The 11,763-nt window shown below is 64.3% G+C and carries 13 protein-coding genes; 6 read left to right on the top strand and 7 right to left on the bottom strand.

All coding sequences use genetic code 11. The features are described from left to right. Positions 1-366: IS110 family transposase (locus UB31_RS27645; protein ID WP_045010198.1), on the top strand; the 366-nt coding region annotated here is incomplete at its 5' end. Between the two features lie 204 nt (positions 367-570). On the opposite strand, the gene UB31_RS27640 is transcribed toward UB31_RS27645, so the two are convergent. Further along, positions 571-4,062 (bottom strand): indolepyruvate ferredoxin oxidoreductase family protein, encoded by a 3,492-nt coding sequence (locus UB31_RS27640; RefSeq protein WP_045013136.1) that lies wholly within the window; start codon positions 4,060-4,062, stop codon positions 571-573. Positions 4,063-4,343: 281 nt separating this feature from the next. Here UB31_RS27640 and UB31_RS27635 point away from each other — a divergent pair, with 281 nt between their 5' ends. Then, entirely contained in the window at positions 4,344-5,555 is a 1,212-nt protein-coding gene (locus UB31_RS27635) for a cytochrome c (RefSeq protein ID WP_045013135.1), read from the top strand. On the opposite strand, the gene UB31_RS27630 is transcribed toward UB31_RS27635, so the two are convergent. Further along, the gene (locus UB31_RS27630; RefSeq protein ID WP_045008168.1) at positions 5,556-6,206 is read right to left on the bottom strand and encodes a trimeric intracellular cation channel family protein; all 651 of its coding nucleotides are present in this window, start codon (positions 6,204-6,206) and stop codon (positions 5,556-5,558) included. Positions 6,207-6,369: 163 nt separating this feature from the next. Here UB31_RS27630 and UB31_RS27625 point away from each other — a divergent pair, with 163 nt between their 5' ends. After that, a complete protein-coding gene (locus UB31_RS27625; protein ID WP_045008778.1) occupies positions 6,370-6,765 on the top strand; it encodes a hypothetical protein in 396 nt (131 codons plus the stop codon). A gap of 61 nt (positions 6,766-6,826) precedes the next feature. Here UB31_RS27625 and UB31_RS27620 read toward each other — a convergent pair whose 3' ends face one another. The 3 genes from UB31_RS27620 to UB31_RS27610 are packed head-to-tail and all read right to left on the bottom strand — an operon-like array spanning position 6,827 to position 8,370. Continuing rightward, entirely contained in the window at positions 6,827-7,636 is an 810-nt protein-coding gene (locus tag UB31_RS27620; RefSeq protein WP_045013134.1) for an isocitrate lyase/PEP mutase family protein, read from the bottom strand. A gap of 51 nt (positions 7,637-7,687) precedes the next feature. Beyond that, on the bottom strand, positions 7,688-8,038 hold the full coding sequence (locus UB31_RS27615; protein WP_045013133.1) for an antibiotic biosynthesis monooxygenase family protein: 351 nt from the start codon (positions 8,036-8,038) through the stop codon (positions 7,688-7,690). A 23-nt stretch (positions 8,039-8,061) separates the two neighbouring features. Further along, entirely contained in the window at positions 8,062-8,370 is a 309-nt protein-coding gene (locus UB31_RS27610) for an NIPSNAP family protein (RefSeq protein ID WP_045013132.1), read from the bottom strand. 149 nt (positions 8,371-8,519) lie between these two features. Between UB31_RS27610 and UB31_RS27605 the strand changes: the two genes are divergently transcribed. From UB31_RS27605 to UB31_RS27595, 3 genes are all read left to right on the top strand, one after another. After that, complete coding sequence (locus UB31_RS27605) at positions 8,520-9,218, top strand: metalloregulator ArsR/SmtB family transcription factor (RefSeq protein WP_045013131.1); 699 nt, start codon at positions 8,520-8,522, stop codon at positions 9,216-9,218. Between the two features lie 108 nt (positions 9,219-9,326). Beyond that, the gene (locus UB31_RS27600; protein WP_045013130.1) at positions 9,327-10,334 is read left to right on the top strand and encodes an alpha/beta fold hydrolase; all 1,008 of its coding nucleotides are present in this window, start codon (positions 9,327-9,329) and stop codon (positions 10,332-10,334) included. 193 nt (positions 10,335-10,527) lie between these two features. Further along, entirely contained in the window at positions 10,528-10,767 is a 240-nt protein-coding gene (locus UB31_RS27595; RefSeq protein ID WP_045008173.1) for a GCG_CRPN prefix-to-repeats domain-containing protein, read from the top strand. A gap of 154 nt (positions 10,768-10,921) precedes the next feature. Here UB31_RS27595 and UB31_RS27590 read toward each other — a convergent pair whose 3' ends face one another. Together UB31_RS27590 and UB31_RS27585 are read right to left on the bottom strand one after the other, a co-directional pair. Next, positions 10,922-11,188 carry a twin-arginine translocation signal domain-containing protein gene (locus UB31_RS27590; RefSeq protein ID WP_045013129.1) on the bottom strand — a complete coding sequence of 89 codons (267 nt, stop codon included), beginning with the start codon at positions 11,186-11,188 and terminating at the stop codon, positions 10,922-10,924. A gap of 210 nt (positions 11,189-11,398) precedes the next feature. After that, positions 11,399-11,713, bottom strand: coding sequence for a hypothetical protein (locus UB31_RS27585; protein WP_045013128.1), 315 nt, complete (start codon positions 11,711-11,713; stop codon positions 11,399-11,401). Positions 11,714-11,763: the final 50 nt, after the last annotated feature.

The raw sequence follows: 11,763 nt of genomic DNA, 5'->3' as shown, positions 1-11,763 counted from the left end.
AAGACCGCGATTATCATTCTGGTGCGGATGCCCGAGATCGGTCAGATCACGCGCGAACAAGCCGCCGCACTGTCAGGGCTTGCCCCTTATGACGATGACAGCGGCAATCACGTCGGCGTCCGTCACATTGCGGGCGGGCGTGAACGGCTGCGCCGCGCGCTGTTCAATGCGGCGCTACCGGCGTCCTTTCGCTGGAATCCGCAGCTGATCGCGTTCTATAAAAAGCTGACTGGGGCCGGCAAGGAGCACAAGCGCGCTCGGATCGCTTGCGCCAGAAAGCTGCTGATTTTCGCCAACACAGTCGTAGCCCGCGGCACACCCTGGCAAAAAGAATCGCCTGAAGTCGCCAGCCCGCCAGCCATCTGACCGCGTTTCTTTGTTCGGCCGAAGCACCGTTTCTTCGTCCCGACCTGCCGTCACAAAGACGCCGCGCGCCGCGGCCGTCAAGGCTGGCCGTCGCTCCGGCCCAACCCCATCTCCGCTGCCGCCAGGCCACGCCTTGACGGCCGCAAGCACGGCGTCATGCTCGCCGGCAATCGGGCGCGCTTTAATGGTTGCTACGAAGCTTCCCTACTCCGCCGCGATCTGCCTTGGCGCCGGCGGCGGGCTCGCGAGGTCGGCGGCGAGCTGGGCGTAGCGGACCTTGGCGTCTGCGACGGCCTTCTCCTTCACCGGGCCGTAGCCGCGGATGCGGTCGGGCAGCGAGAGCAGTTCGACTGCGGTGTCGATCGTGAGCGGCGACAGCAGGCCGAGCACGGTGGCGACGTCCTTCTCGTAGCCGACGATCAGGTCGCGCTCGAGCTTGCGGTCGGCGCTGCGGCCGAAAATGTCGAGCGGCGTGCCGCGCAGGAACTTGAACTTCGCGAGCACGCGGAACGCCTTCAGCATCCACGGGCCGAAGGCGCGCTTCTTCGGGCGGCCGAGCGCATCGACGCCGCGGCTGAGGATCGGCGGGGCCAGGTTGAAGCTGAACTTGAAGTCGCCCTCGAACTGATCGCGGAGCTGCTTTTCGAAGCCGCCGTTGGTGAAGAGGCGCGCGACCTCGTATTCGTCCTTGTAGGCGAGCAGCTTTGCGTAGTTGATTGCCACCGCACGCGGCAGCGCCTCATCATATCCGCCCTGCCTGGCCGCGTCGCTGACCTGATCGACCAGCTTGCGATAACGCTTGGCAAGGCGGCCGTTCTGATAGGCCGTGAGATGCGTGGCGCGATGCGCGATGACTTCATCGAGGGTCATGGCGTCCAGCGTCTTCGGCGCAACGACCTCGTCCGTGCCCTTCAGCATGTCGGCAAGCCGCGCAGGGTCCGTCACCGCGAGGCGGCCGAGGCGGAAGGCTTCCTTGTTCATCTTGATCGAGACGCCATTGACCTCGATCGCCTGCTCGATCGCCTCCGCAGACAGCGGCAACAGGCCCTTCTGATAGGCGTAGCCCATCATCATCATGTTGGTGGCTATGCTGTCGCCAAGCAGCTGCTCGGCCGGCTTGGTGAAGTCGAAAAACACCGAGTCCTTGTGCAGCGCCGTCTCCAGCAAGCCGTTCAGCTTGCGGGTCTGGAAGTTGAAGTCGCGGTTGAGGATGAAGTCGGCGGTGGGAATGACGTGGCTGTTGATGATGCCGCGGGTGCGGCTGGTGTCGCAAAGCGAGATGGTGTCCTTGGCGACCGCAACCACCTCGTCGGCGGCGAGCACGACATCGGCCGTACCAGTGACGATGCGCGAGCAGGTCACCTCGGCCGGATGATCCGACAGGCGGACGTGGCTGAGCACCGCGCCGCCCTTCTGCGCCAGGCCCGACATGTCGAGGATCATCGAGGCCTTGCCCTCGATATGCGCGGCCATGCCGAGCAGCGCGCCGATGGTGAGCACGCCGGTGCCGCCAACGCCACCGACCGCGATATTGTAGGGCTTGTCGAGCGTCGGGCGCGAGGCCGGCTCCGGCAGCGCGCCGATGTCAGCGAGCTTCGCCGGCGCCCGTTGGCGCGGCTTGCCGCCGTCGATGGTGACGAAGGACGGGCAGAACCCCTTCAGGCACGAATAGTCCTTGTTGCAGGACGACTGGTTGATCGCGCGCTTGCGACCGAATTCAGTCTCCAGCGGCTCGACCGAGATGCAGTTCGACTGCACCGAGCAGTCGCCGCAGCCTTCGCAGACAGCCGGGTTGATCATGACGCGGCGCGCCGGATCTTCCATCGTACCGCGCTTGCGGCGGCGGCGCTTTTCGGCGGCGCAGGTCTGGACGAAGACGATCGCGGATGCGCCCTTCACCTTGCGCAGCGTTTTCTGAACCGTGTCGAGCTCGTCGCGATGCGCGGTCTTGACGCCGGGCGCGATCTCGCTCGCCGGATAGGCCTCGGGGTTTTCGGAGACCAGATAGATCTCGCGGATACCTTCCGAGTGGAGCTGGAAGGTGATCTGCTGCGGCGACAATTCGCCATCGACGTGCTGGCCGCCCGTCATCGCGGTCGCATCGTTATAGAGGATCTTGTAGGTGACGTTGGCGCCCGAGGCGATCGCCTGGCGGATCGCAAGGCTGCCGGAGTGGAAGTAGGTGCCATCGCCGAGATTGGCGAACACATGCTCTTCGTTGGTGAAGGGCGCAATGCCGACCCACGGTACGCCCTCGCCGCCCATCTGGGTAAACGTCTCAGTCGAACGGTCCATCCAGAGCGCCATGAAGTGGCAGCCGATGCCGGCCATGGCGCGGCTGCCTTCGGGGACCTTGGTCGAGGTGTTGTGGGGACAGCCGGAGCAGAAATACGGGGTGCGAGAGACAGGTGCGACCGCCTGCATCTGGGTCGCCTGGCGGCCGTTGAACCAGTCGGCCTTGACGCGGATCATCTCCGCAATCTCGGGATTGAGATCAAGTCGGAGGAGCCGTTCGGTCAGCGAGGTCGCGAGCGAGGCGACGCTGAGCTCGGCGGCAAAGGTCAGGAAGCGCTTGTCGTGCTCGTCCATCTTGCCGACGATGCGCGGACGGACGTCATCGCGCCAGTTGAACAGCTCCTGCTTGACCTGGTTCTCGACGATCTCGCGCCGTTCCTCGACGATGAATATCTCTTCGAGGCCAATCGCAAACTGCCGCACGCCTTCCGGTTCGAGCGGCCAGGGCATGCCGATCTTGTAGAGGCGAAGCCCAATCTTGGCGGCGACCTCTTCGGTGATGCCGAGCTCGCGCAACGCCTGGCGCACGTCCTCATAGCTCTTGCCGGACGCCATGATGCCGAAGCGGGCGTTCGGCGAATCCATCGTGATGCGGTTGACCTTGTTGGCGCGCGCAAAGGCAATCGCGGCAAAGCCTTTGTAGTCCTGGAGGCGGCGATCCTGCTCGAAACGGTCGTCGGGCCAGCGCAGATTGAGGCCGCCCTGCGGCATCTCAAAATCGGCCGGGATGATGAAAGGCTTCATCTCGTCGGTGAGGTCTATCTCGGCGGTGGTCTCCACCGTCTCCGTGATCACCTTCATGCCGACCCAGCAGCCCGAATAGCGCGACATCGCGATTCCGAGCAGGCCCATCTCGATCATCTCGTGGATGCTCGAGGGGTAAAGATAAGGCATCAGCGCTGAGATGAAGGCGTGGTCGGACTGATGCGGGACGGTGGATGATTTGGCGCCGTGGTCGTCGCCGGCCAGAACCAGCACGCCGCCGTTCTTGGCCGAGCCTGCCGCGTTGCCGTGGCGGAACACGTCGCCGCAGCGGTCGACGCCGGGGCCCTTGCCGTACCAGATGCCGACCACGCCATCATATTTGGCGCCGGGCGAGAGGTTGAGCTGCTGCGAGCCCCACACCGCGGTGGCGGCAAGGTCCTCGTTTACGCCGGGCTGGAACTTGATGTTGTACTGCTCGAGGTGCTTTCGCGCGGCGAAGAGCTGCTGGTCGTAGCCACCGAGGGGCGAGCCGCGATAGCCGGAGATGAAGCCCGCGGTGTTCAGCCCATTGGCACGGTCGCGCCGGATCTGGGCCATGGGCAGGCGAACCAGCGCCTGGATGCCCGTGGTGAAGACGTGTCCGGTGTCCTGGGTGTATTTCTGATCGAGACTGATCGGACCCTGGTTGATACCCATTGTTGTCCTCTTCCGCCCTTTTGAGCGCCTGGCTGCTTAAGCCGTTGCCTGCCCGTTGTTTTTAGCTAGGGCGCGCCGACCAACCCTGCCACTCTATGTCGGATATTTAACGCTCCGCATCACAAATCTGGGCCTGACGCGGCGACGGGAAAAAAACGCAATTTCGTGGCGGGAAAGGCATCGCGCATTTTCAGTTTGTGTCACCTTACCCCGCTGTCGCGCAACGACGTGACGCCGCTATAATCCGGCACTCGATGATTGGTCGCAGGAGAAGGCTTTCGATGCGGACGATTCTGGCTGTTGCGCTCTTGTGCAGTGCGGTTGCGCGTGCCGCCATGGCCGCTGAGCCGTCGCCGGAGCTGATCGCCTATGGCAAGACGCTGGTCGAGGCCGGCGATTGCGCGGGCTGCCACACCGCCGATCCCGCAAAACCCTTCGCCGGCGGAAAGCGCATCGACACGCCCTTTGGCGCGATCTATGCGCCGAACCTGACACCCGACCGCGACACCGGGATCGGCGCCTGGACTGATGCCGATTTCACCCGCGCCGTGCGCTATGGCACCGCGCCGGACGGCTCGCTGTATTATCCGGCCTTCCCCTACCCTTATTTCACCCGGATGACGAAGGACGACACGCTGGCGATCCGGGCCTATCTCGGCACGCTCGCGCCTGCCGCCAGCCGCAACAAGCCGCCGGAGCTGCGCTGGCCGCTCAATTATCGCGGCCTGATGCGGGCCTGGAACTACCTGTTCTTCAAGCCCGGCCTGTTCGAGCCGGACCAAGGCAAGAGCGCGGCGTGGAATCGCGGCGGCTATCTCGTCACCGGGCTCGGCCATTGCGGCGCCTGCCACACGCCGAAGAACTATTTTGGCGCAGACAAGACTGCGCAAGCGTTGGCCGGCAGCGAGATCGGCGGCTGGTTTGCACCGCGACTCGATGGCGCCACACGGAGCGGGTTGCAGTCGTGGAGTGCGCAGGACGTTGCCGAGTATCTGCAAAGCGGCCGCAACGCCAGGAGCCATGCCGGCGGACCGATGGCGGAGGTGATCGTCAATTCGACGTCGAAGATGAGCGATGCCGATGTGCGCGCCATGGCGGTGTATCTGAAAGACCTGCCGCCGGTGCGGCGCGAGCCGAAGGTGACGCCGCCCGACGATGCCGAGATGGGTGCCGGCCAGGCCGTCTACGCAAAACTCTGCATTGCCTGCCATGAGGCCGATGGTTCCGGCGCGCCGCGCATCTATCCGCCGCTGCCGGGGAACGCGCTGCTGCAATCGATCAATCCGTCCTCCACCTTACGCGTCATCCTCGACGGTGCGCACACCGTGACGACGCCGCGCGCGCCCAACACCGGCGAGATGCCGGCCTATGCCAAGCAATTGTCCGACGAGCAGGTCGCGGCGGTGACGAACTACATCCGCAATTCCTGGGGCAATGCCGCGCCGCTCGTGACGCCGGCGCAGGTGGCGAAGGCGCGGAAGGAAGAACCCTAACTAGGGCCCCCGCTCCTCATCTCCCGTGAACACGAATTTCGGCATCTCCCACTTGTAGCGCACCGCCAGCAGGCGGAAGCTGATGCCGAGGATGAAGGTCAAAATCGTCCAGAGCTCGGCGTTGAGATTGAGGCCGAAGGCTGTGGCATAGAACAGGCCGGTGACCACCGAGACGCTGGCGTAGAGCTCGGAGCGAAACAGCAGCGGCACGTCGTTGCAGAGCACGTCGCGCAACACGCCGCCGGCGCAGCCCGTCACCATGCCGGAGACGATCACGATCGGCAGCGTGGCATCCATCTGCCAGGCGACATCGCAGCCAGTCATGGTGAAAACGACGAGGCCGATGGCATCGAGCACGATAAAGGCTAGTCGAAGCCTGTGCACGAGGCGTGCGAACAGGATCGTCAGCAGCGCCGCTGCGCCCGGCAGGACGAGATAGATCGGGTTCGCGACCCAGGCCAGCGGATAGTGACCGAGGAACAGGTCGCGCAGCGTGCCACCACCGAGCGCGGTGATGCTGCCGAGCAGACAGACGCCGACATAGTCCATGCTGCGCCGGCCGGCAGCCAGCGCCGCCGTCATGCCCTGCGCCGTCAAGGCGACCAGCGCCAGAAGATGCAGCACGCTATCGCTGGGCGGCAGGCTCCACATCGCTTTGTTCCCTCATTCCCCATGGAACTTACGTCCGCGGTTCCCCTCTGAACAGGTTCCCGATTCCCGACGCGGGGGCAACATGCGACGAAAGCATGAGATGCGCGGAACAGAATCTCGCGTCTGTGGGTTGTCAGGGCGCAATAAACGAGGAGACCTCATGATGGCTGACGACCGTTTTCCCAACGATCCGTATCGCCCCAACCTCGCCGACGATGAGTACCTTCGCGCGGCACGCCGGGACGGCGACTTTGTGGCTGATCCCGAGCTGGGTGAAGGCCCCGCCTCCAGCGGCAAGGTTGCCCTGTTTGCCGTGGCCGTCGCCCTGGTGCTGGGCGCCGTGTTCTATGGCTTGAACAATTCAAGTACCAGTAACCAGGCGAGCAACGCCCCGGCGACGCAGACCGCTCAGCAGACCGCGCCGGCCAATCCGGCCGCGCCTCCCGGCATGCGTGACGTGACGCCGCGCAATAACACCGGGCCGGGTGTGACTACGGGTGCGGCGCCGAGCAAGCCCGCGGCGCCTGATCCGGCTGCGCCGTCTGACGGCGCGAAGTAACAGTTCGCAATAACGCGAGAGAGCGGCGGGATCGAAAGGTCCCGCCGCTTTTCGTTTGGCGCTAGCTGAACATCTTGTTGATCTCGCCGCCGGGATAGCCGCTGCCAAGCTCCGTGAACGTCCCCTTCTCCGCCATCTCCTTTGCGGCGCGCATGAAGCCGCCCCAGGCCGCGCGGGCGAGCGAGCCGCCGACGCTGATCCGGCGCACGCCGAGATCGGCGGCTTCCTGCAACGACAGGCCGGGCGCACCGATCAGCAGGTTGAACGGCTTTGGTGCGACAGCCTTCACCACCGCCGCGATGTCCTCACGCGTTTTCAGGCCCGGCGCATAAAGACAGTCGGCGCCGGCGTCAGCGTAAGCTGTAAGCCGGTCGATGACGAGCTTGAGGTCGGTCACGCCCCAGAGGTACGCCTCGCAGCGGCCGACCAGCATCGTATTGCTGTCGCCGATCGCCTTGCGCGACGCCTTGATGCGCTCGACCGCAAGCGTGCGATCGTAGATCGGCTTGTCCTTGTCGCCGGTGGAATCCTCGATCGACAGGCCGGCGACGCCGGTGCGCACACAGCGCTCGACATTCTCCGCGACCTTGTCCGGCTCGACGGCGAAGCCGCCCTCGAAATCCGCGTTCACGGGGATGTCGACGGCCGAGCACAATGCTGCCAGATGCTGACAGACGTCTTCGACGGTGACACGGTTGTCGGCCTTGCCGATGGTCCAGGCAAAGCCCGCGCTCGATGACGCAAGCGCCTTGAAGCCGAGATGCTGCAATGCCTTGGCACTGCCGACATCGACCGGATTGGGCAGGATGAAGCAGCCGCTCTCATGCATCTTCTTGAACGTTGCGCGCTTGTCAGCAGTCGTCACATGCATGTTTCTCTCCCTTGTTAGCTGCGCGAACATAGGCACGCGTTGTTAAACACGCTAGTGCGTATCATGCACGGCGCGGCTGTCCTTTGGCGCCTCGTCACGATCATTCATGCCGTAGTCGCGGACGACGCTGGCGATGCGCAGATGGTAGTCGGCAAAGATGTTGGCGCGGCCCTTGGCTTGGGTGCGCCGGTGCTCCATCGTGTTGCGCCAGGCTGCAACCGCCGCCTCGTCGCGCCAGAATGACAACGACAGGACCTTGCCCTTCTCGGTCAGGCTTTCAAAACGTTCGACCGAGATGAAGCCGTCGATGGTTTGCAGGATCGGCTTCAGATCGGCCGCGAGGTCGAAGTAATCCTGGCGGTGTTCCGGCTTGGGCCAGACCTCGAAGATCACGGCGATCATGGGCGTCTCCCGTCATTGATGGGTTACAATACCACCTTGCGCAGGAACGTGCGCTCTTCGGCGAGGATGAATTTGTTCTCCTCGGCGAAATGGAAGTTGGCCATGCCGTCGGAATCCTGCCGCAGCCGCGCGCGATAGGCCTCATAGGCGGCGAGGCCCTCGAAGGTGATCAGCGCGAACGCGATGTTGTTGGTGCCCTCATGCGGCATGAAATAGCCGATCAGGTCGCCACCACATTTCGGGATGATGGTGAGCCAGCGTTTTGAGTACTCCTCGAATTGCGCGCGCTTGAAGGGATCGAGCTGGTAGCGGATGAAGACGGTGACGGACATGCTGGGCTCCTGATTTTTTCATTGCGACGCGCAAAGCCGCACCGTCGCCGCAGAAGCAGTCTGGATTGCTTCGCTTCGCTCGCAATGACGTGTCTATGGCCGCACGCTAGCCGCTTGCCCGACTGCAATGCTTCGGCTACCATCGAAGCATGAAATCAGGACCCGACATCGCCATGATCGCCGCACTGGTCGGCGATCCCGCCCGCGCCAACATGCTCACGGCGCTGATGAACGGCCGCGCGCTGACCGCGAGCGAGCTGGCTCAGGAGGCCGGCATCACCCCGCAGACGGCGAGCTCGCATCTCTCCAAGCTCGAGGCCGGCGGGCTGGTCGAGCCCGAGAAGCAGGGCCGCCATCGCTACTACCGCCTCACCGACGATGACGTTGCCGGCGTGCTCGAAGGCCTTGCGGGGCTGGCCGCGCGCACCGGCCACATGCGCGTGCGCACCGGGCCGAAGGATCCGGAACTGCGGCGCGCGCGGATTTGCTACGACCACCTCGCCGGCGATCTCGGCGTGCAGATGCTCGATAGCTTGCGCGAACGGCGCCTGGTCAAACAGAAGAAGCAGGAGATCGAGCTGACGCCGGAGGGCGAGCGTTTTCTCGCCAAGCATTTGCAGATCTCGCCCGACATGCTCACCCATCCGCGCCGCCCGGTCTGCAAGGCCTGCCTGGACTGGAGCGAACGGCGCCATCATCTCGCCGGCACTTTGGGCGCCGCCATCATGAACCGTTTTGCCGAGCTGAAATGGGCCGCGCGCGACGCCACGCCCGGCAGCCGCGTGGTGAACTTTACCCGCACCGGAGAGAAGCAGTTTGCCGCGCTGTTCGGTGACGGGCAGGACTGAACACACAATCGCGTGTGAGCGACGACACTCGTCATGGCCGGGCTTGACCCGGCCATCCACGTCTTTAATGCGGCTCGCAGCGACAGTTCTCATCAGAGCCTCTTCCTTATGAACCGCTTCCTCCCAGCCGCACTCGCCGCCGCCCTCCTCGCCTCCCCGCTCGCATCCCACGCCGCCGACGCACCCCAACGCGAGCCCTATGGCATCGCGCTCGAAGGCTTCGCCTATCCCTATCCCGTGCAGCTGCTGCCGGTCGTCAATGACGGCGAGCAGCTCAGCATGGCCTATATGGACGTGGCGCCAGCGCAGCCGAACGGCCGCACCGTGGTGCTGCTGCATGGGCGCAATTTTCCGTCGAGCTATTGGGCGCCTGTCATCAAGATGCTGAGCGAGGCCGGTTTCCGCGTCGTGGTGCCGGACCAGATCGGCTTCGGCAAATCCTCCAAGCCGCAAGGCGAATTGCACTTTGACACGCTGGCGCGCAACACCATCGCGCTGCTCGATCACTTAGGGATCGCCAAAGCCGAGATCGTCGCGCATTCGCTCGGCGGCATGCTCGGGGTGCGCATTGCCCGCGCCTATCCGGATCGCGTCGCGCATCTGGTGTTGACCGCACCCATTGGGCTCGAGGACTACCGCCTCTACGTGCCGCCGACGCCCACCGAAAAAATCATCGAGGCCGAGGACAAGCTCACCGCCGACGGCTACCGCAAACAACTCCAGACCAACTACGCGATCAAGCTGCCACCCGATCAGATCACGCCGTTCATCGACGCCCGCTTCAACATCAAGGGCAGCCCGGACTATGCGCGCTGGCTGCGCGCCTTCGTCAGCTCGGGCCAGATGATCTATCGCGAGCCGGTGGCGCACGAGGTTGCGCTGATCACGGAGCCGACGCTGTTCATCATGGGCGCCGACGACCACAACGCACCGGGCCGGCCGAATGCGCCGGAGGCACTGCGCGCAAAAATGGGGCAGAACGCCGAGCTCGCGAAGGCGCTGGCTGCGAAGATGCCGAATGCGCGGGCGGAGGTGATCCCCGACACCGGCCACCTCGTCTTCCTGGAGGCCCCGGAGAAGTACAAGGAGGTGGTGCTGGGCTTTCTCGGCCGCTAGCGCCATCGCTGTCGCCTGAAGCAGGATGCCCGCAGCGTTCATGCCGCATTCAGGTCATGATTGGCAGGTTTGGATCGCACCGTGTCGACACGCCCCACTAAATTTAATGTGTCGAATCGTGTCTTTTGATTCATTGTGCGCCGCAAGCGCCGAGCCCTTAAAATCTGCCCCAAGGACGAGAAGGAAGACCATAATGAAATATCTGTTCGCCGCCGTGATGCTCGCCAGCGCGGTCGTTGGCTTCAGCGAAGCCGCCAGCGCCGCCGGTGGTTGCGGCCCGGGCTGGTACCGTGGCCCCTATGGCGGCTGCCGCCCGATGGGTGGACGTGGTCCGGTCGTCGTCGTCGAGCCCGCCGCACCGGTCGTGGTGGTGCGTCCGCGCGTGTGCCCCTATGGCTTCCGCTGGTATGCCGGCCGCTGCCGTCCGTTCTGATATTTTGCACTTGCGAAACGGCCGCGCGGCATTGACCCGCGCGGCCATTTTCTTTGAGCCCCTCCGACGTTCGTTCGCATATTCCTGCGGCGGCTCCGAATCGAAACGGGGACCGCAAGCTGCGATCCCCGTCCAGGCCTCGACTGGCGAGAGCTTACCAGTGACGGCGATGCCAGCGCCGGCGACGCCAGCCCCAATGACGATGATGCCAATGGCCGTGCCAGCGCACCTGCTCCGGCTTCATCTGGGCGGCTTCGTCGCTGCTGGTGACTGCGGGATGCACATCGGAATCCGGCTTCGGCATCGCGGATGGACCGCCAACCGGTTGCGGTGACAGCGGCGCGGCCTGCGCGGCGGCCGTGAGTGCAGCGGCGCCGGCCGCGGCACCGATGGCGAGTTTGAGAAAATTGCGGCGTTCCATGACATCTTCCTCTCGAGCGAACGTTGCATGATGCGGAACGAAGTGTCGTCGGCGCGACATGAACTGCGGCTGAATCGCGCGTTCAGGTTCATTGCAAAGGTGTTAGTGTTGACCGAGTAGCCCGGATGGAGCGAAGCGCAATCCGGGACCGGCGACGCGTCACGCAAGAATCCCGGATTACGCTGCGCTCCATCCGGGCTACGTTCGTAGTTACTTGGCGAATTCCTGCGCCAGCACCAGCGTCTCGCGCGTGCGCGTCACCTCGGGCCAGTCGCGGTTGAAATCGGCGACCAGTTGCTTCAGCGCATCACCCTTCAGCATCGCCGCGAGCTTGGCCTCGTCATCAAACTGATACATCGCCTGATGCAGCGAGGGATCATCAAGGCTCCAGAACCGCCACGCTTTGCTCGCGCCGAACGCTTTCACCGCGTCGGGGACGTGTTCGCTCTCGTACCATTTATCGAAGGCGGCGCGCTTGGTGGGATCTGCCACGATGGCGCGGACGACGAAGTAGGCGGCGGGCATTGGATTTCCTCCAGTTGTTTGGCGCCAGCATAGCCGGTTATAGTGGCGGC

This window comes from Bradyrhizobium sp. LTSP849 (genome assembly GCF_000938255.1).
Classification (GTDB): Bacteria; Pseudomonadota; Alphaproteobacteria; order Rhizobiales; family Xanthobacteraceae; genus Bradyrhizobium.
Note: the sequence above shows the minus strand (reverse complement) of the source record. Positions and strands in the feature narration are given on the sequence as shown.